This window comes from Actinomycetospora sp. TBRC 11914 (assembly GCF_012933465.1).
In the GTDB taxonomy this organism is placed as follows: domain Bacteria; phylum Actinomycetota; class Actinomycetes; order Mycobacteriales; family Pseudonocardiaceae; genus Actinomycetospora.
On the sequence record NZ_JABBND010000012.1, the window covers coordinates 144,683 to 163,582 of the forward strand.

General features: G+C 73.3%; 15 protein-coding genes. 11 read left to right on the plus strand and 4 right to left on the minus strand.

Features of this window, described 5'->3' with window-relative positions:
• The 9 genes from HH311_RS19110 to HH311_RS19150 are packed head-to-tail and all read left to right on the plus strand — an operon-like array spanning nt 1 to nt 12,130.
• Nucleotides 1–2,598 carry an NADH-quinone oxidoreductase subunit G gene (locus HH311_RS19110; protein ID WP_169185267.1) on the plus strand — a complete coding sequence of 866 codons (2,598 nt, stop codon included), beginning with the start codon at nt 1–3 and terminating at the stop codon, nt 2,596–2,598.
• The gene (gene nuoH / locus HH311_RS19115; protein ID WP_169185268.1) at nt 2,595–3,920 is read left to right on the plus strand and encodes an NADH-quinone oxidoreductase subunit NuoH; all 1,326 of its coding nucleotides are present in this window, start codon (nt 2,595–2,597) and stop codon (nt 3,918–3,920) included. The genes HH311_RS19110 and nuoH overlap by 4 nt, the downstream gene beginning before the upstream one ends.
• Nucleotides 3,920–4,579 carry an NADH-quinone oxidoreductase subunit NuoI gene (gene nuoI, locus HH311_RS19120; protein WP_169185269.1) on the plus strand — a complete coding sequence of 220 codons (660 nt, stop codon included), beginning with the start codon at nt 3,920–3,922 and terminating at the stop codon, nt 4,577–4,579. Before nuoH ends, nuoI begins: the two co-directional genes overlap by 1 nt.
• Entirely contained in the window at nt 4,576–5,403 is an 828-nt protein-coding gene (locus HH311_RS19125) for an NADH-quinone oxidoreductase subunit J (protein ID WP_169185270.1), read from the plus strand. The genes nuoI and HH311_RS19125 overlap by 4 nt, the downstream gene beginning before the upstream one ends.
• Entirely contained in the window at nt 5,400–5,699 is a 300-nt protein-coding gene (nuoK, locus tag HH311_RS19130; RefSeq protein ID WP_169185271.1) for an NADH-quinone oxidoreductase subunit NuoK, read from the plus strand. Before HH311_RS19125 ends, nuoK begins: the two co-directional genes overlap by 4 nt.
• A gap of 11 nt (nt 5,700–5,710) precedes the next feature.
• Nucleotides 5,711–7,735, plus strand: coding sequence for an NADH-quinone oxidoreductase subunit L (nuoL, locus tag HH311_RS19135; protein WP_169185272.1), 2,025 nt, complete (start codon nt 5,711–5,713; stop codon nt 7,733–7,735).
• Entirely contained in the window at nt 7,732–9,378 is a 1,647-nt protein-coding gene (locus tag HH311_RS19140) for a NuoM family protein (RefSeq protein WP_169185273.1), read from the plus strand. The genes nuoL and HH311_RS19140 overlap by 4 nt, the downstream gene beginning before the upstream one ends.
• Nucleotides 9,375–11,045, plus strand: a complete 1,671-nt coding sequence (nuoN, locus tag HH311_RS19145; RefSeq protein ID WP_169185274.1) for an NADH-quinone oxidoreductase subunit NuoN — start codon at nt 9,375–9,377, stop codon at nt 11,043–11,045. The genes HH311_RS19140 and nuoN overlap by 4 nt, the downstream gene beginning before the upstream one ends.
• A gap of 50 nt (nt 11,046–11,095) precedes the next feature.
• Complete coding sequence (locus tag HH311_RS19150) at nt 11,096–12,130, plus strand: polyprenyl synthetase family protein (protein ID WP_169185275.1); 1,035 nt, start codon at nt 11,096–11,098, stop codon at nt 12,128–12,130.
• Here the strand turns inward: HH311_RS19150 and rarD are convergent.
• On the minus strand, nt 12,106–13,041 hold the full coding sequence (gene rarD, locus HH311_RS19155) for an EamA family transporter RarD (RefSeq protein ID WP_169185276.1): 936 nt from the start codon (nt 13,039–13,041) through the stop codon (nt 12,106–12,108). The genes HH311_RS19150 and rarD overlap by 25 nt on opposite strands.
• Before the next feature lie 165 nt (nt 13,042–13,206).
• Between rarD and HH311_RS19160 the strand changes: the two genes are divergently transcribed.
• Nucleotides 13,207–14,103, plus strand: coding sequence for a patatin family protein (locus HH311_RS19160; protein WP_211190460.1), 897 nt, complete (start codon nt 13,207–13,209; stop codon nt 14,101–14,103).
• 54 nt (nt 14,104–14,157) lie between these two features.
• Here HH311_RS19160 and HH311_RS19165 read toward each other — a convergent pair whose 3' ends face one another.
• The 3 genes from HH311_RS19165 to HH311_RS19175 all read right to left on the minus strand — a co-directional run bounded on the left by HH311_RS19165 (nt 14,158) and on the right by HH311_RS19175 (nt 18,248).
• Complete coding sequence (locus HH311_RS19165; RefSeq protein WP_169185278.1) at nt 14,158–15,267, minus strand: 2-oxoacid:ferredoxin oxidoreductase subunit beta; 1,110 nt, start codon at nt 15,265–15,267, stop codon at nt 14,158–14,160.
• Nucleotides 15,264–17,186, minus strand: a complete 1,923-nt coding sequence (locus HH311_RS19170) for a 2-oxoacid:acceptor oxidoreductase subunit alpha (RefSeq protein ID WP_169185279.1) — start codon at nt 17,184–17,186, stop codon at nt 15,264–15,266. The genes HH311_RS19165 and HH311_RS19170 overlap by 4 nt, the downstream gene beginning before the upstream one ends.
• A 189-nt stretch (nt 17,187–17,375) precedes the next feature.
• Nucleotides 17,376–18,248 carry an enoyl-CoA hydratase-related protein gene (locus HH311_RS19175; RefSeq protein ID WP_169185280.1) on the minus strand — a complete coding sequence of 291 codons (873 nt, stop codon included), beginning with the start codon at nt 18,246–18,248 and terminating at the stop codon, nt 17,376–17,378.
• A gap of 27 nt (nt 18,249–18,275) precedes the next feature.
• On the opposite strand from HH311_RS19175, the gene HH311_RS19180 reads away from it, so the two are divergent.
• Complete coding sequence (locus tag HH311_RS19180) at nt 18,276–18,875, plus strand: PaaI family thioesterase (protein WP_169185281.1); 600 nt, start codon at nt 18,276–18,278, stop codon at nt 18,873–18,875.
• Nucleotides 18,876–18,900 lie beyond the last annotated feature (25 nt).

An 18,900-nucleotide genomic window follows, 5' to 3' on the forward strand; every position in this document is an offset into this window, starting at 1 on the left:
ATGACGCAAGCGCCAGAGCAGGAGGCACCGCCGGTCCCCGAGGGCCACGTCCGGCTGACGATCGACGGCCAGACCGTCGACGCGCCCAAGGGCGAGCTCCTCATCCGGACCTGCGAGCGCCTCGGCATCGTCGTCCCCCGGTTCTGCGACCACCCCCTCCTCGACCCGGCGGGCGCCTGCCGTCAGTGCCTGGTCGAGGTCGAGATGGGCGGCCGGCCGATGCCCAAGCCGCAGGCCAGCTGCACGATGACCGTCGCCGACGGGATGGTCGTCAAGACCCAGCACACCTCGCCGGTGGCCGACAAGGCCCAGCAGGGCGTGATGGAGCTGCTGCTCATCAACCACCCGCTGGACTGCCCGATCTGCGACAAGGGCGGCGAGTGCCCGCTGCAGAACCAGGCGATGTCGTCCGGCCGGGCGGAGTCGCGGTTCGTCGAGGAGAAGCGGCACTTCGCCAAGCCGCTGCCGATCTCCGACGAGGTCCTGCTCGACCGCGAGCGCTGCGTGCTCTGCCAGCGCTGCACCCGGTTCTCCGAGCAGATCGCCGGCGACCCGTTCATCGAGCTCCTCGAGCGCGGCGCCCACCAGCAGATCGGGACCGAGGAGACGGCCTGGGGCGAGGGCGAGGAGTTCCAGTCCTACTTCTCCGGCAACACCATCCAGATCTGCCCGGTCGGCGCGCTGACCTCGGCCTCCTACCGGTTCCGCAGCCGGCCGTTCGACCTCGTCTCCACGCCCGGCCAGTGCGAGCACTGCGCCTCGGGCTGCTCGACCCGGCGCGACTGGCGCCGCGGCGGCGTCACCCGCGTCCTGGCGGGCGAGGACCCGAACGTCAACGAGGAGTGGCTCTGCGACAAGGGCCGCTTCGCGTTCCGCTACCCGACCTCGCCGCAGCGCGTGCTCGCGCCGATGGTCCGCGGTGACGACGGCGAGCTGGTGGCGGTCTCGTGGATCGAGGCGCTCGAGCGGGCCGCCGAGCTGCTGCTCGCCGCGCGCGACGGCTCCGGCCCGGGCCGGGTGCTCGTGGGGGACGACGGCGTCGAAGCCGAGGGCGATCCCAAGAAGGGGGTCGGGGTGCTGCCCGGCGGCCGGCTGACCGTCGAGGACGCCTACGCCTACGGCAAGTTCGCCCGGCTGGCGCTGCGCAGCAACGACGTCGACCACCGCGCCCGCGTGCACTCCGACGAGGAGCTCGACTTCCTCGCCGGCCACGTCGCGGGCGTCGCCCCGGGCCACGTCTCCTACGCCCACCTCGAGGCCGCCCGCACCGTGCTGTGCGTCGCGTTCGACCCCGAGGAGGAGTCGCCGATCGTCTTCCTGCGGCTGCGCAAGGCCTCCCGCCACGGCACCCGGGTGGTGCACGTCGGGTCCTGGACCACGCCCGCCGTCGCGAAGACCGGTGGCCACCTGGTGCGCGTCGCCCCCGGCGACGAGCCCGCCGCCCTCGACGACCTCCCCGACGACGTCGCCACCGCGCTCGGCGAGCCCGGGGCGGTCGTCCTCGTCGGCGAGCGCGCCGCCGAGGTGCCGGGCCTGCTCACCGCGGTGGCCGGGCTCGGGTCCCGGACGGGGGCCCGGGTCGCCTGGGTGCCGCGGCGCGCGGGGGAGCGCGGCGGGGTGGACGCCGGGGCGCTCCCGACGCTGCTGCCCGGTGCGCGCCTGCTCACCGACGCCGACGCCCGCGAGGCGGTCGCCGCGGTCTGGGGCGTCCCGACGCTGCCCGAGAGCCCCGGCCGTGACGTCACCGCCATGCTGCGGGCCGCCGCGGACGGGGTCCTCGCCGGTCTGGTGGTCGGCGGCCTGGAGCCCGCCGACCTCCCCGACCCCGCGCTGGCCCGCGCCGCGCTCGCCGAGGCCGACGTCGTCGTTTCGCTGGAGCAGGTGTTCTCCGAGGTCACCGGGTACGCCGACGTGGTCCTCCCGGTGGCGCCCGCGGTGAACCGCGGCGGCACCTACCGCAACTGGGAGGGCCGCGACCGGACGTTCGCGACGACGATCGACCCCGGCCAGGGTTCCTCCGGGCGCGTCGGCGGGACGGCTGCGATCACGCTGCCCGACTGCCGGGTGCTCGACTCGCTCGCCGTCGAGATGGACGTCGACCTGTTCACGCAGACCCCGGCCGCGGCGGCCGCCGAGCTCGCGGAGCTGGGCACCGTGGCGGTGACGCCGTCGACGCCGAGGACCCGGCCCGATTCGGAGCCCGCGGGACGGGCGCCGGGCACCGTCCGGCTGGCCACCTGGCGCCAGCTGCTCGACGGCGGCGCGCTCCTCGCCCAGGAGCCCGACCTGCCCGGCACCGCCCGCCCCGCCCGCCTCCGGGTCGCGGCGGCCACCGCCGAGCGCCTCGGCCTCGTCGCCGGGGAGCCCGCCCGGCTGCACGCCGCCGAGCAGCCCGGCCGCCACGCGGAACCGGACCCCACACTGGCCGGGCTCGACCTCGTCGTCGAGCTCGCCGACCTGCCCGAGGACGTCGTCTGGGCGCCCTCGCACGTGCCGGGTGCGAGCGGCGTGACCACCCTCGCCGCGCTCGGCCTCCACCACGGCGGCCCGGTCCGGGTGACCGGGTCCGCGGCCCCCGAGTCGGGAGACCAGCAGTGAACCCGCTCCCACCGCCCGGCGCCCCGGGCTACACCCAGGCGCTGCTCGCGAACGACCCGCTCTGGCTGACGATCGTCAAGGTCGTCGTCGTCTTCGCGCTGCTCCTGCTCATGACGCTGTTCATGATCTGGCTCGAGCGGCGCGTGGTCGGCCGGATGCAGCAGCGGCCCGGCCCGAACTGGAACGGCCCGTTCGGCCTGCTCCAGTCGCTGGCCGACGGGCTCAAGCTGGCGTTCAAGGAGGACATCCGCCCGGTCCTCGCGGACAAGGCGGTCTTCTTCATCGCGCCGGTGATCTCGACGATCCCCGCGTTCGTCGCGTTCGCGGTCATCCCGCTCGGCCCGGAGGTGTCGATCTTCGGGCACCACACCGCGCTGCAGGTCGCCGACCTCCCGGTGGGCGTGCTCGTCGCGATGGCCTGCTCGTCGGTCGGGGTCTACGGCATCGTGCTCTCCGGCTGGGCCTCCGGGTCGCCGTACCCGCTGCTGGGCAGCCTGCGCAGCGCCGCCCAGGTGATCTCCTACGAGCTCGCCCTCGGCCTGTCGATCATCGGCGTGGTGCTCTACGCCGGGTCGCTCTCGACGGCCGACATCGTCTCGGCCCAGCAGACCGGCTGGTACATCTGGCTGCTGCCGGTGAGCTTCGTCGTCTTCGCGATCTCGATGGTCGGCGAGACCAACCGCGCGCCGTTCGACCTCCCGGAGGCCGAGTCCGAGCTGGTCGGCGGCTTCCACACCGAGTACTCCTCGCTGAAGTTCGCGCTGTTCTTCCTCGCCGAGTACGTCAACATGGTGACCCTCTCGGCGGTCGCCACCACCCTCTTCCTGGGCGGCTGGCGCGCCCCGTGGCCGCTCTCGCTGTGGGCGGGCGCGAACGAGGGCTGGTTCCCGGTCATCTGGTTCATCACCAAGATGTTCGTGTTCCTCTTCGTCTACATCTGGCTCCGCGGCACGCTTCCCCGCCAGCGCTACGACCAGTTCATGCGGCTCGGCTGGAAGATCCTCATCCCGATCAGCCTGGTGTGGATCGTCGCGGTCTCCGCGCTGCGCGTGCTGCGGACCGAGTACGGCACGGTGTCCGCGCCGGTCGTGCTGCTGATCGGCGCCGTGGTGCTCGTCGTCGCGGTGGTCGTCGCGGTGCTGCTGCCCGACCGCCGACCCGCCGACGAGGCGCCGGAGGAACCGACGGTCGTGTCCGACTACCCCGTGCCGCCGCTCGACCTGGCGGTGCCGCCCTCGCCACCACGCCGACGCCGGTCGGTCACCCCGGCGGCGAAGGAGACGGCCGCGGTCGGCTCCGGGGCCGACAAGGAGGACGCCTGATGGGCATGTTCGACGGCATCGCGGGCTTCGGCGTCACCTTCTCGACGATGTTCAAGAAGGTCGTCACCGAGGAGTACCCGCTGGTCAAGAAGGTGACCGCGCCGCGCTACCACGGCCGCCATCAGCTCAACCGGCACCCGGACGGCCTCGAGAAGTGCGTGGGCTGCGAGCTCTGCGCCTGGGCCTGCCCGGCCGACGCGATCTACGTCGAGGGCGGCGACAACACCCCCGAGGCGCGGTACTCGCCGGGCGAGCGCTACGGCGCGATCTACCAGATCAACTACCTGCGCTGCATCGGCTGCGGGCTGTGCATCGAGGCGTGCCCGACGCGGTCGCTGACGATGACCAACGAGTACGAGCTCGCCGACGACGACCGCCAGGACCTCATCTACACCAAGGAGATGCTCCTGGCCCCGCTGCTGCCGGGGATGGAGCAGCCGCCGCACCCGATGCGGCTCGGCGACGACGAGCAGGACTACTACGTGCAGGGCCCCGAGATGGCCCGGCAGGGCCGGGAGCAGGCCGGCGAGCACGACCTCGACACGGACAACCGCGCGGGCGCGAACGTCGAGCCGGGCGCGGCCCTCGTCGGGAAGGGCCCGCTGGCCAAGAGGGGCTCTCCTGAGGCGAGCGGAGCGACGGGGGAAGGCCGGTCATGACGACCTCGACGGGCGAAGCGGTCGCCTTCTGGATCCTCGGGCCGATCGCGCTGGCCGGCGGGCTCGGGATGGTGTTCTCCCGCAACGCCGTGCACTCCGCGCTCTGGCTCGTGCTGACGATGCTCTCGCTGGGCGGGCTCTACATGGTCCAGTCCGCGCCGTTCCTGGGCTTCACCCAGATCATCGTCTACACCGGCGCGATCATGATGCTGTTCGTCTTCGTGCTGATGATGGTCGGCCGGGACGCGTCGGACTCGGTGGTCGAGGTGCTGCGCGGCCAGCGGGTCGCCGCGGCGGTCCTCGGGATCGGGTTCGCCGCGCTGCTGCTCGGCGCGGTCGCGAACTCGGTCGTCGTCCCGCTCGCCATCGGGCCCGCGCCGGGCTCGAACGTCGGCAGCCTCGGCCTGCTGATCTACCAGCGCTACCTGCTCGCGTTCGAGCTCACCTCGGCGCTGATCATCACCGGTGCGCTGGGGGCGATGGTCTACACCTTCGCCGGCCGCGCGAAGGCCAAGGTGATCACCCAGCGCGAGCGGGTCACGCAGCGCCTGCTCGGCCCACCGGAGAAGTACGGCTCACGGTCCGGGCCCGGCGTCTTCGCGACGGCGGACTCGGTGGCCACCCCGGCGCTGCTGCCCGACGGGTCGGTCGCGCCGGAGTCGCTCTCGTCGATCATCGAGGCGACGGCCCGCGAACGGTTGGGCCACGCCACCGAGCTCGCCCACGCCGGCGACGAGCACGACCAGCACGCCCGGGACCACGAGCCGCACCACGACCCGCACCACGAGGTCGGCGCGGGCGAGATCCAGGGGAGCCAGACGTGAGCCCCACCAACTACCTGCTGCTGTCCGCGGTCCTGTTCGCCATCGGCACCGTCGGGGTGCTGGTGCGGCGCAACGCGATCGTCGTGTTCATGTGCGTCGAGCTCATGCTCAACGCGGTGAACCTGTCGCTGGTCACCTTCGCGCGCCTCAACGGCTCGCTCGACGGCCAGGTGATGGCGTTCTTCGTCATGGTCGTGGCCGCCGCGGAGGTCGTCGTCGGCCTCTCGATCATCATGTCCATCTTCCGCGCGCGCCGGACCGCCTCGGTCGACGACGCGAACCTCCTCAAGTACTGACGGGAGCACCGATGCTCGCCCTCCTGGCGGCTGACCCCCTGCCGCCCGTCGGTCCCGCGACCGGGGCCGGAGCCGCGGCCTGGGTCCTGGTGGCCCTGCCCGCGCTCGGCGCCCTCGTGCTCTTCCTCGGCGGGAAGCGCACCGACCGGTGGGGCCACCTGCTCGGGGTCGCGACGGTGCTGCTGTCGTTCGTCTACGGCGTGGTCCTGTTCGTGCAGGCCCTCGCGCTGCCCGGCGAGGAGCGGGTCCGCGACCTGCCGCTCTACGAGTGGTTCGGCTCCGGGTCGCTGACGGTGGAGTTCGGGCTGCGGCTCGACCCGCTGTCGCTGACGTTCGTCCTGCTCATCACCGGTGTCGGTTCGCTCATCCACATCTACTCCGTGGGCTACATGAGCCACGACCCGCACCGTCGCAAGTTCTTCGCGATGCTCAACCTGTTCGTCGCGTCGATGCTCGTGCTGGTCCTCGGCAACGGCTTCGTGACCCTCTACCTCGGGTGGGAGGGCGTCGGCCTGGCGTCGTACCTGCTCATCGGCTTCTACGTCGCCCGGCCGCTCGCGGCGAGCGCGGCGAAGAAGGCGTTCCTGATGAACCGGGTCGGCGACGTCGGCCTGGCGCTCGCGATCTTCATCCTGTTCCAGCAGCTGGGCACCACCCAGTACACCGAGGTGTTCGCCCGGGCCGGCGAGATGTCGACGGGCACGCTCACCGCGGTGACGCTGCTGCTCCTGCTCGGCGCGTGCGGCAAGTCGGGCCAGTTCCCGCTGCAGGCCTGGCTCCCCGACGCCATGGAGGGCCCGACCCCGGTGTCGGCCCTCATCCACGCCGCCACCATGGTCACCGCGGGGGTCTACCTCGTCGCCCGCACCCACCCGCTCTACGACCTGGCCCCCGCGGGCCAGCTCGCGGTGACGATCGTCGGGGCGGTCACGCTGCTCATCGGCGCGATCGTCGGGTGCGCCTACGACGACATCAAGAAGGTCCTCGCCTACTCCACGGTCAGCCAGATCGGCTACATGATGCTGGCGGTCGGCCTCGGGCCCATCGGCTACGCGGCGGGCCTGGCGCACCTGCTCGCCCACGGCTTCTTCAAGGCCGGGCTCTTCCTCGGGGCCGGCTCGGTGATGCACGGGATGGCCGACGAGACCGACATGCGCCGGTTCGGCGGGCTGTACCGCCACCTGCCGGTCACGTTCGCGACGTTCACGCTCGGCTACCTCGCCCTGATCGGCTTCCCGTTCCTGTCCGGCTTCTACTCGAAGGACGCGATCATCGAGGCCTCGCTCGGCGGGTCGCTCGTCCGCGGGTGGCTGCTCGGTGGCGCGGCGCTGCTCGGTGCGGGTCTCACCGCCTTCTACATGACGCGGCTGATGCTCATGACGTTCTTCGGCGCCGAGCGCTGGCGGGAGCTCACCCCGCGGCGGGCGCCGTGGGATCCGCAGGCCGAGTCGGAGGCGCCACCCCAGGCGCCTCAGGCGGGCCACGAGCACGGCTACCACCCGCACGAGTCGCCGTGGGTGATGACCGTGCCGATGGTCCTGCTGGCGGTCGGTTCGGCCGGGGCGGGCGCGTTCCTCGTCATCGGGGAGCGCCTCGGCGGCTGGCTGGAACCGGCGACCGGTCCTGTGCAGGAGGTCTCCGACGCCGTGATCCCGACGGGGCTCGTGCCCGGCATCGCCTCGGTGCTCATGGTCCTCGGCGCCGGGCTCGCCTACCTGACGGTCGGGCGCCGGCCGGTCCCGGTCGAGCGTCCCGCGCGGGTCTCCTGGCCGGTGCGGGCGGCGCGGGCCGACCTCTACGCCAACGCGATCAACGAGGGGCTCGTCGCCCGCCCGGGTCTGTGGCTCTCGCGGGCGCTGGTCTACCTCGACAACCGCGGGGTCGACGGCGCCGTCAACGGCACCGCCGCCCTGCTCGGCGGGGCGTCGGGCCGGGCCCGGCGCACCCAGACCGGGTTCGTGCGCTCGTACGCCCTGACGATGCTGGGAGGCTCGCTCGTGCTGGTCGCGGCGCTGCTGGCGGTGACGCTCCCGTGAGCGCCCTCCTGCTGGTCCTCGTCCTGCTGCCGCTCGTCGGCGCGGCGGTCTGCGGCTTCCTCGTCCGCTCCCCGGGCGGGGACGCGGCCGCGAAGACGGCCGGCTTCGTCGTCTCGCTCGCCGAGTTCGTCCTCGTGGTCGTCGTGTGGGCGCTGTACGTCCCGTCCGCGCCGACGCGGTTCCAGGGCGAGCTCTCCGTCCCGTGGATCCCGGCCTTCGGCACCCGGTTCGCGCTCGGCCTCGACGGCATCGCGCTCCCGATGATCGCGCTGCTCGCGGTGCTGGTGCCGCTCGTCATCGCGTACACGTCGTTCACCCGGGCCGCGGACAGGTTCCCCGACGGCCGCGGCGCCGGCGGCTTCGTCGCGCTGATGCTCGCGCTGCAGGGCGTCCTCGTCGCGCTCTTCGCCGCGACCGACGTGTTCCTCTTCTACGTGCTCTTCGAGGTCATGCTCGTCCCGATGTACTTCATCATCGGGCGCTTCGGCGGGGCCCGGCGGCAGTACGCGGCGGTGAAGTTCTTCCTGTACTCGTTCCTCGGCGGCCTGTTGATGCTCGGGTCGATCATCGGGATCTTCGTCGCCAGCGGCACCCGCCTCGGCCAGGCCAGCTTCGACTGGACGACGCTGCAGCACCTCGCCGCGCAGCTGCCGCTCTCGACCCAGATCCCGCTCTTCCTCGGCTTCTTCGCGGCGTTCGCGATCAAGGCGCCGCTGGTGCCGCTGCACACCTGGCTGCCCGACGCCGGTGCCGAGGCCCCGATCGGCGGCGGCGTCATCCTCGTCGGCGTCCTGGACAAGGTCGGCGTCTTCGGGTTCCTGCGCTACTGCCTGCCGCTCTTCCCGCTGGCCTCGCAGTCGCTCGCGCCGCTGGTGCTGGTGCTCTCGGTGATCGGGGTGATCTACGGGGCGCTGCTGGCCGCGATGCAGACCGACATGAAGCGCTTCGTCGCCTACACCTCGATCGCCCACTTCGGGTTCATCGGGCTGGGGATCTTCGCGTTCTCGCAGCAGGCGCTCGCCGGCTCGGCGCTCTACATGGTCAACCACGGCATCTCGACGGCGATGCTGTTCCTCGTCGTGGGCATGCTCGCCGCCCGCGGCGGGTCGTCCCGGATCGCCGACTACGGCGGCGTCGGGCGGATCGCGCCGGTGCTCTCCGGGCTCTTCCTCGTCGCCGGGCTCACCACGCTGTCGCTGCCGGGCACGAACTCGTTCGTCTCGGAGTTCCTCGTGCTGATCGGCTCCTGGCCGCGGGAGCCGGCCTACACGGTGATCGCGACGGTCGGCATCATCTTCGCGGCCCTCTACGTGCTCTGGATCTTCCAGCGCACCATGACCGGTCCGCTGCGCGGCGAGGCGGTGCTCGGCCGCGGGCCGGGGGCGGCGTCCGCGGTGGCGTTCGAACCGACCGACGGCGGGCTGCGCGACATGCTCGAGGACGACGCCTCGGCCCGGGCCCGCGCCCGCTTCGGTGACCTCACCGGGCGGGAGATCGGGGTGCTCGCCCCGCTGGTCCTGCTGATCTTCCTGCTCGGGTTCTTCCCGCAGCCGGTGCTGAACGTCATCAACCCGGCGGTCTCCGCCACCATGAGCGAGGTCGGCGTCGCCGACCCGGTCGGCCCGAACGGAGTCGCCCGATGACCAGTGTGCTGACCCTGCCCACGGGGCTCCCCGCCCAGGGCGGATCGCTCTCGGCCAACCTCGGGGTCGACTACGGCGCCGTCGCCCCGCTGCTGATCGTCCTCGGCGCGGCCTGCGTGTCCGTGCTGATCGAGGCGTTCGTACCGCTGCACCGCCGGGTGGTACCGCAGCTGGTGCTGAGCCTCGCCGCCGTCGCCGTGTCGCTGGTCCTCGTGGTCGTGCGCGCCGTGGCGGGGACACCCGCGACGATCACGCTCGCCGGCTCGCTCTCGGTGGACGGCCCGAGCCTGTTCCTCTGGGGCACGCTGCTCGCCCTCGCGATCCCCTCGATCCTCATGATCGCCGACCGCTCGATCGAGCCGGGCGGCGCGTTCGTCGCCGATCCGGAGGCGCTCGCCGAGGCCCAGGAGCGGGCCGGGGTGCGCGCGATGGCGACGGTCGGCGGCTCGTCGGGCTCGTCCGGCTCGTCCGGCTCGTCCGGCGGTTCCCGGGGCTCGCGCGCCGCGGCGGGGCCGCCGCCGGAGATGCACACCGAGGTCTTCCCGTTCGTGCTCTTCGCCCTCGGCGGGATGCTCGCCTTCTGCGCCGCGAACGACCTCCTGACGATGTTCGTGGCCCTCGAGGTGCTCAGCCTGCCGCTCTACCTGCTGTGCGGGCTGGCCCGGCGTCGTCGGGTGCTCTCGCAGGAGTCGGCGGTCAAGTACTTCCTGCTCGGGGCGTTCGCCTCGGCGTTCTTCCTCTACGGCGTCGCCCTGCTCTACGGCTACGCCGGCTCGGTGCGCCTCTCGGACATCGCGGCGGCGGCCGCCGGCTCGCCGCGCGGGGACGCGCTGCTGTTCGGCGGGCTCGCGCTGCTGGTGGTCGGGCTGATGTTCAAGGCCTCCGTCGGGCCGTTCCACACCTGGACGCCGGACGTCTACCAGGGCGCCCCGACCCCGGTGACCGCGTTCATGGCCGCCTGCACCAAGGTCGCCGCGTTCGGCGCGATCCTGCGGGTGTTCTTCGTCGCGTTCGGGACCACGAGCATCGAGTGGCGGGGCGTGCTGTGGGCGGTCGCGATCGCCTCCATGGTCATCGGCGTGGTGCTCGGGCTCACCCAGACCGACCTCAAGCGGATGGTCGCCTACTCCTCGGTGGCCCACGCCGGGTTCCTGCTCATCGGCTGCCTGGCGATCACCCCGGCCGGGCTGTCCGCCACGCTCTTCTACCTGCTCGCCTACGGCTTCACGACCATCGCGATCCTCGGGCTCGTCTCCCTGGTGCGCTCCGGCGACGGCGAGGCGACCCACCTCTCGGCGTACGCGGGGCTCGCGACGCGGTCCCCGGTCGTGGCGGCGTCGCTGTCGTTCTGCCTGCTCGCCCTGGCCGGAGTGCCGCTGACCAGCGGCTTCACCGCCAAGTTCGCGGTGTTCTCGGCCGGCCTGGCCGACGGGGAGGCGCCGCTGGTGATCGTCGGCCTGGTGTGCAGCGCGATCGCGGCGTTCTTCTACCTGCGGGTCATCGTGATGATGTACTTCTCCGAGCCGGCGCCCGACGGACCGTCGGTGAGCCTGCCCGGGCCGCTCACCACGGTGTCGATCACGCTGGGTCTCGCGGTCACCCTGCTGCTCGGGGTCGTCCCGACGGCCGCCCTGGACTGGGCGGCCGCCGCCCGGTTCCTGGGCTGAGACGCGATACCCGACAGGTCTCCGTGGTCGGCAAGGTTGACAATGTGATCGTGCAGAGCTCGACACCGGCAGGCTCCTCGCCCACGGCCGCGACCCAGGTCGCCGGCCTCCCGATCGCCGACGAGGCGCTGGCCGCCGAGGTGACGGCGGGACTCGAGCGGGTCGAGGACCTGCTGCGCCAGGAGGTCCACAGCGACTACCGCTTCGTCGCGGACACCTCGCTGCACCTCATCGAGGCGGGCGGGAAGCGGTTCCGCCCGCTGCTGACGCTGCTCGCGGCGCAGCTCGCGGGCGGGACCAGCGACGACGTCGTCGTGGCGGCGACGTCGGTGGAGCTGGTGCACCTCGCGACGCTCTACCACGACGACGTCATGGACGAGGCCGTGCTGCGCCGCGGCGCGCAGAGCGCGAACGCCCGCTGGGACAACACCGTCGCGATCCTCACCGGGGACTACCTGTTCGCGCACGCCTCGCGGCTGGTCTCGCAGCTCGGGCCGGACGCGGTGCGGATCATCGCCGAGACGTTCGCCGAGCTCGTCACCGGCCAGATGCGCGAGACCCGCGGCCCGCGGGGCGACGACCCGGTCGGGCACTACATGGCGGTCGTCGCCGAGAAGACCGGGTCGCTCATCGCGACGGCCGGCCGGTTCGGGGCGATGTTCGCGGGGGCGCGGCCGGCGGACGTCGAGGCGCTGCGGCGGTTCGGGGAGATCATCGGGACCGCGTTCCAGGTCTCGGACGACATCATCGACATCGCGTCGCCGTCGGGGGACTCGGGCAAGACCCCGGGCACCGACCTGCGCGAGGGCGTGGCGACCCTCCCGGTGCTCTACGCGCTCGCCGACGACGGGCCCGACGCCCACCGGCTGCGCGCGCTGGGCGTCGGCGAGGAGGAGATCACCGACGACGCGGTGATCGCCGAGGCGCTGGAGATCCTGCGCGGCTCGGACGGGCTCGTGCGGGCCCGCGAGGCGCTCGACGCCCAGGCGCGGGCCGCCCGCGACGAGCTGGCCGGGCTGCCCGCGGGGCCGGCCCGCGACGCGCTGTCGGCGCTGCTGGACTACACGGTCGAACGGGTGGGCTGAACCGACGGGAGCGACGTCCTCACCCGGCGGTGCGCCCACCAGCCCTCGAGGGCGAGGACGGCGAGGGCGATCCACACCAGCACGAACCCGATCCAGCGGGCGGGCGGCATGGGCTCGTGGTCGACGAGCACGCCCCAGAGGAACTGCAGGGTCGGGTTGACGTACTGCAGCAGGCCCAGCGTGGCCAGCGGGAGCCGGCGGGCACCGACCGCGAAGAGCAGCAGCGGGACGGCGGTCACCGGGCCCGCGGCGATCAGCAGCAGGGTGTGGGTCGTGCCGTGGCCGAAGGTGCCGGTGCCGACCGCCTGCAGCCAGACCAGGTAGCCGATCGCGACCGGCCCGAGCAGGAACCCCTCGGCGGTGAGACCGGCCACCGGTTCGAGCGGCACGCGCTTCTTGAGCAGGCCGTAGAACCCGAAGCTGCCCGCGAGGACGAGCGCGACCCACGGCAGCGCCCCGGTCCCGGCCCACAGCACCGCCACCGCCGCCGTCGCGATCCCGACGGCCACCCACTGCGTCCGCCGCAACCGCTCCCCGAGGACGACGACCGCGAGGACCACCGAGACCAGCGGGTTCACGTAGTAGCCGAGGGCGCTCTCGACGACGCGACCGTGGGTCACGCCCCAGATGTAGACGCCCCAGTTGACCGTGATGAGCGCCGACGCGGCGGTGATCGTCACCCAGGTCCGCCAGGACCGGCCCCGCAGCTGGGACCAGCCGCGCCGCAGCGTGAGCAGCACGAGCATCGCGACGAGCGTCCACCCGATGCGGTGGGCGAGGATCTCGAGGGAGCCGGCGGGTTCGAGGAGGGGCCAGAAGGCGGGGAAGGTGCCCCAGAGCACGTAGGCCCCGAGGGCGGCGGCGAGGCCGGACGAGGCGGACCGGGACGCCGTGGTGTCGTCGTCGACCACACCTCGACCTCACCACGACCTCGGCCCCCGGAGCACGCGAGATCCGTGTCTGACGGCGCACACCGGCCGGCCACTCGGGGACGGGTGGCACCCTCGCGGCGGTGCTCGACCTCGTCCGGACCCGACCCGTTCCGTCCCGTCGCGCGAACGTCCGGCGTGCACCCCGTGGTCGAGATCCTCCGGGCCCGCCGGGCGCGGGGCGACCGTGACGACGGGTACCGCGTCGCCCTGGCCGTCGAGGGCGGTGGGTCCCGCGCGACGCTGTCCGGCGGCATGGTTCTCGGGCTCGCCGAGGCGGGGTTCTCCGGGGTGTTCGACGCGGTCTACGGGGCGAGCGCGGGCACGATCAACGGCGCCTGGTTCGTCGCGGGAGCGACCGCCCGCGGCATCCCCGCCTGGTACCGCCCGGGCGTGATGCGCCGCGTGACGGGCATCCCCCGGCTCGCGTGCGGGCGGCCGCTGGTCGACATGCGCTGGGTGGTGGACGAGCTCTACCGCCGGGTGGTCCCGCTCGACTGGGCGGCGGTCCGCGGGGCCGAAACACCGCTGCACCCGATGGCGACCGACGCCGACTCCGGCGCGTCGGTGGACCTGGCCGGCCTGGTGCGCGACGACGGCACGCTGCGCGACGCCGTGCGCGCCTCCACCCACCTGCCGATCCTCGGCGGGCCACCCGTCGAGCTGGCCGGCCGGCGCTACCTCGACGCCGCGCTCGCCGAGACGCTGCCGTTCCGCACGCCGTTGGCGCAGGGCGCGACCCACGTGCTGCTGCTGCGGACCCGGCGGGCCGACGATCCCGTCCGCCCGCCGTGGCGCTCCGGGGACCTGCTCGCCCGCGCCCTGTTGCGGCGGTCCGCCCCCGGCGCGGCCGCCGCCTGGCGCACCCGGTACGAGCGTCAGCTCGCCGACGAGGCGGACCTCCTCGGTCGCCACGCCCGGGTCGTGCACGCGCTGCGCCCGCCGTCCGGCAGCCGGGACGTCGGCCAGCTCGAGACGGACGAGGCCCGGTTGCGCGAGGCGGTCGAGGTCGGACGGGCCGTGGCGCTCGCCGCCCTCGGGTGAGGCGCACGGCACGGGACCCGGGCGGCCGCGGCCGCCCGGCTCCCGTGGGCGCGACTACTGCTCGTTCTCCGGCGTGGGCATGACCGCCCAGGTGTCCTTGCCGCGCAGCAGGGCCTGGAGGTCGTCGCCGCGCTGCTGGGCCTGCTCGGTGGCGGCCGTGACCTGGGCCCGGGCGCCGTCGTCGTAGGTGGGCCGCTCGACGTTGCGGAAGATGCCCGTGACGGTGTGGGTGAGGTCCTGGTCGGAGAGCCGCGACAGCGCGAACGCCTGCGTCGGGTCCTGCTCGTCGGCGCGGTGGACGACCAGCGCGTCCTCGCCGACCTCGTCGACCTTGCGCACCTCGAGCCCGCCGGAGGCCGCGCGGACCACCCCGAACTCGCCGTCGTTGCCGAACCGGATGGGCTCGCCGTCGACCAGCGGGATCAGCCGCTGCGAGACCTCGTCGCCCTTGCGCAGGACGTCGAAGGACCCGTCGTTGAAGATCGGGCAGTCCTGGAAGATCTCGACCAGCGAGGCGCCGCGGTGGGCGGCGGCCTGGCGGAGGACCTCGGTGAGGCCCTTGCGGTCGGAGTCCAGGGCGCGGCCGACGAACGTGGCCTCGGCGCCCAGGGCGAGCGACACCGGGTTGAACGGGGCGTCGACCGATCCCATCGGCGTCGACTTGGTGACCTTCCCGACCTCGGAGGTCGGGGAGTACTGGCCCTTCGTCAGCCCGTAGATCCGGTTGTTGAACAGCAGGATCGTGATGTTCATGTTCCGGCGCAGCGCGTGGATCAGGTGGTTGCCACCGATCGAGAGCGCGTCGCCGTCCCCGGTGACGACCCACACCGAGAGGTCCGGGCGCGTGACGGCCAGGCCGGTCGCGATCGCCGGGGCCCGGCCGTGGATCGAGTGCATCCCGTAGGTGTCGAGGTAGTACGGGAAGCGCGACGAGCAGCCGATGCCCGAGACGAACACGATGTTCTCGCGCTTGAGCCCGAGCTCGGGCAGGAACGAGCGCACCGAGGCCAGCACGGCGTAGTCGCCGCAGCCGGGGCACCAGCGCACCTCCTGGTCGGAGGTGAAGTCCTTCGCCTTCTGCGTCTCGTCGGTGGTCGGGACGAGGTCCAGGCCGCCCAGCTTGGAGCCAGAAGAGCCAGGCAGCGGCAGATCAACCGTGGTCATGCGGGAAGGTCCCCCTTCACGGCGTCGGTGAGGACGCCGGCGAGCTCTTCTGCCCCGAAGGGCAGGCCTGCCACCTTGGTGTAGGAGCGCGCGTCCACCAGGTACTTCGCGCGCAGCAGCATCGCGAGCTGCCCGAGGTTCATCTCGGGCACGACGACGCGGCGGTAGCGCCCGAGGACCTCGCCGAGGTTGTCGGGCAGCGGGTTGAGGTTGCGCAGGTGCGCCTGGGCGACCGACAGGCCGGCGCCCCGCACCCGCCGGCACGCGGCGCCGATCGGGCCGAACGTCGAGCCCCACCCGAGCACGAGGACCTCGGCGTCGCCGTCGGGGTCCTCGACCGTGACGTCGGGCACCTCGATGCCGTCGATCTTGGCCTGGCGGAGCCGGACCATGCGGTCGTGGTTGTCGGGGTCGTAGGAGATCGACCCACGGCCGTCGGCCTTCTCCAGCCCGCCGATGCGGTGCTCCAGCCCGGCGGTGCCCGGCACCGCCCACGGCCGGGCGAGGGTGTCGGCGTCGCGCAGGTAGGGCCAGAACTCCCCGGACCCGTCCGGCGCGTTGGGCTCGGTCGCGAACTCGACGGAGAGGTCGGGCAGCGTGTCGACGTCGGGCACGTTCCACGGCTCCGAGCCGTTGGCGATCGCGCCGTCGGAGAGCAGGAACACCGGGGTGCGGTAGGTCAGCGCGATCCGCGCCGCCTGGATCGCGGCGTCGAAGCACTCGCTGGGCGAGGCCGGCGCGATGATCGGCACCGGGGCCTCGCCGTTGCGCCCGTACATCGCCTGCAGGAGGTCGGCCTGCTCGGTCTTGGTCGGCAGGCCGGTCGACGGGCCGCCGCGCTGGACGTCGAGGATCAGCAGCGGCAGCTCGAGCGCGACCGCGAGCCCGATCGTCTCGGACTTCAGCGCCACACCCGGCCCGGAGGTCGAGGTGACGCCGAGCGAGCCGCCGAACGAGGCGCCCAGCGCCGCGCCGATGCCGGCGATCTCGTCCTCGGCCTGGAACGTCGTGACGCCCATGCCCTTGTGCTTGGACAGCTCGTGCAGCACGTCCGAGGCCGGGGTGATCGGGTAGGTGCCGAGGAACACCGGCAGCTTCGCGAGCTGCCCCGCCGCGACCACGCCGTAGGCCAGCGCCAGGTTCCCGGTGATCTGCCGGTACGTGCCGGTGGGCAGCGCGGCGGGGGCGACCTCGTAGGTGACCGCGAACGACTCGGTGGTCTCCCCGTAGTTCCACCCCGTGCGGAACGCGAGGATGTTCGCCTCGGCCAGTTCGGGCTTCTTGGCGAACTTCTCGCGCAGGAACTGCTCCGTGCCCTCGGTGCCCCGGTGGTACATCCACGACAGCAGCCCGAGCGCGAACATGTTCTTCGCGCGCTCGGCGTCCTTCTTGCTCATCCCCGTCGGCTCGAGCGCCGTCCGGGTCAGCGTCGCCATCGCCACCTGGTGGACCTGGTAGGGCGCCAGCGAGTCGTCCTCGAGCGGGTTCGACTCGTAGCCGACCTTCGCGAGGTTCCGCTTCGTGAACTCGTCGGTGTTCACGATCAGGACCCCGCCGTGCGGCAGGTCCTCCAGGTTCGACTTCAGCGCCGCCGGGTTCATCGCCACCAGCACGTCGGGCCGGTCGCCGGGGGTGAGGATGTCGTAGTCGGCGAAGTGCAGCTGGAAGCTCGACACCCCGGGCAGGGTCCCCGCGGGAGCACGGATCTCGGCGGGGAAGTTCGGCAGCGTCGCGAGGTCGTTGCCGAACGCCGCCGCCTCGGAGGTGAAGCGGTCACCCGTCAGCTGCATCCCGTCGCCGGAGTCGCCCGCGAAGCGGATGACGACGCGGTGGGTCTGCCTGACCTCGGTCTGCCGGAGCTCGCCGTGTGCCACCAGGTGGTCGGGGAGTTCCGCCCCGACCTCGGTGTCCGTGCTCATCGAGCGATCCCAACCCTTCGCAAGGACTCGAGCCGTGCTCTCCGTGGTCGCTCCCGCGCCCGGGGACGACCACCCCAACATCCCACGTTAACCGCGTGGTGATCGGCGCTGCGCGCCACCCGCTGCGGGTCACAACACACTTGACCGAACAAGGGGACCCCAGCGGCGAACGCGCCGGTCAGGACGATCTCAGCGACGGCGGCGCACCCGCTCCAGCCCGGCCCGGAAGGCGGGCGAGTGCAGCGACGTGAGCTGCGGCCCCACCTCCACGTCGACGGCCGCCGCGTGGTCGGCGAGGTCGGCCGTGGCGCGGACGCTGGCCTTCGTCGCGACGACGAGGTCGCGCGGTGCCCGCGCGGAGTGCCCGGCCAGGCGCAGCGCCTCCACGACCACGGGCGAGCGCGCCGCCGTCCCGTCCTCGCCCACCGGCGGGTCGGGCATCTCGCCGGGCACCCGGCGCAGCGCGAGCCCGCTGCGCTCCGCCGCCGCGGCGTCCAGCCCCTCGCCGCCGAGGAGCATCGCGAGCGTCGTCTGCTGGCCGACCAGCCGCTGGGTCATCCACGTCATGCCCCCGCCCGGGTGCAGGCCCAGCCGCAGGAAGCCCGGCTCGAAGCGCGCGGTGTCGCCGGCGAGCCGGATGTCGGCGGCGAGGGCCACGTTGATGCCCGCCCCGACGGCGGGCCCGTCGACGGCGGCGATCGTCGGCACCGGACAGGCGGCGAGCGCGAGGAAGCCCGCGTAGACGGCCTTGATGTCCCGCTCGCCGTCGGTCCCCTCCGACTGCCCGATGGCCGCGAGCTCGTCCAGGTCGCCGCCGGCGCAGAACGCCGGCCCCCGGTCGGCGGCCCCGGTCACGACGACCGCGTGCACCCGCTCGTCGGCGGCGACCGCCTCGAGGGCCTCGACGAGGCGGTCGGAGAGCGCCCGGGACATCGCGTTGCGCCGCCGCGGGTCGCGCAGGGTCAGCAGTGCGGTGACGCCGCTGTCGTCCGCCGGGTCGTCCGGCGGGAGGTGCTCGACGAGGACGGCGGGTGCGTCGGTGCTCTCAGCCACGGCCGACATCGTGCCCGTGACGGTTAGCGTGCGCCCATGACCCAGGCGCGCCCCCGCACCCTCGACGTCCCCGAGGACGCGACCATCCCCTCCCGCCACCCGAAGGCGCCGGCGGTCGGGGAACGGACCCCGCCCCACACCCCGACGTGCCGTGGGTGCGCGGACGTCCCGGGCGGGCTGCGGGTCGAGTCCTGGGTCGACGACGAGCGGGGCGAGGGCGGCGAGCCCGGGCACGGCGTCGCGGTGCGCAGCCGCATGCTCGTGACCGAGAACATGCAGGGCGCCCCCGGCCTCATCCACGGCGGGTTCCTCACCGGGGCGTTCGACGAGTGCCTGGGCTCGGTCGCGCCGCTGGTGACGGGGGCCTGCGTGACGGCGCGGCTCGAGACCGACTTCCGCCGGCCGATCCCGATCGGGTCGACGCTGTGGCTGCGCGCCCGCCTCGACGGCGTCGCGGACCGCAAGTACTTCGTGAGCGGCGAGGCCCGGATCGACGCGGAGGACGGGCCGCTCGCCGGCACGGCGCGCGCCCTGTTCGTCCGGGTGGGCGTCGAGCACTTCCTGCGGCACAGCCGCCCCGAGGACCTCGAGGCCCTGGGCGCCTCGCCCGAGCAGATCCGCGCCGCCCGCGGCTGAGCGGCCCCACCCTTCCGGCGGAACG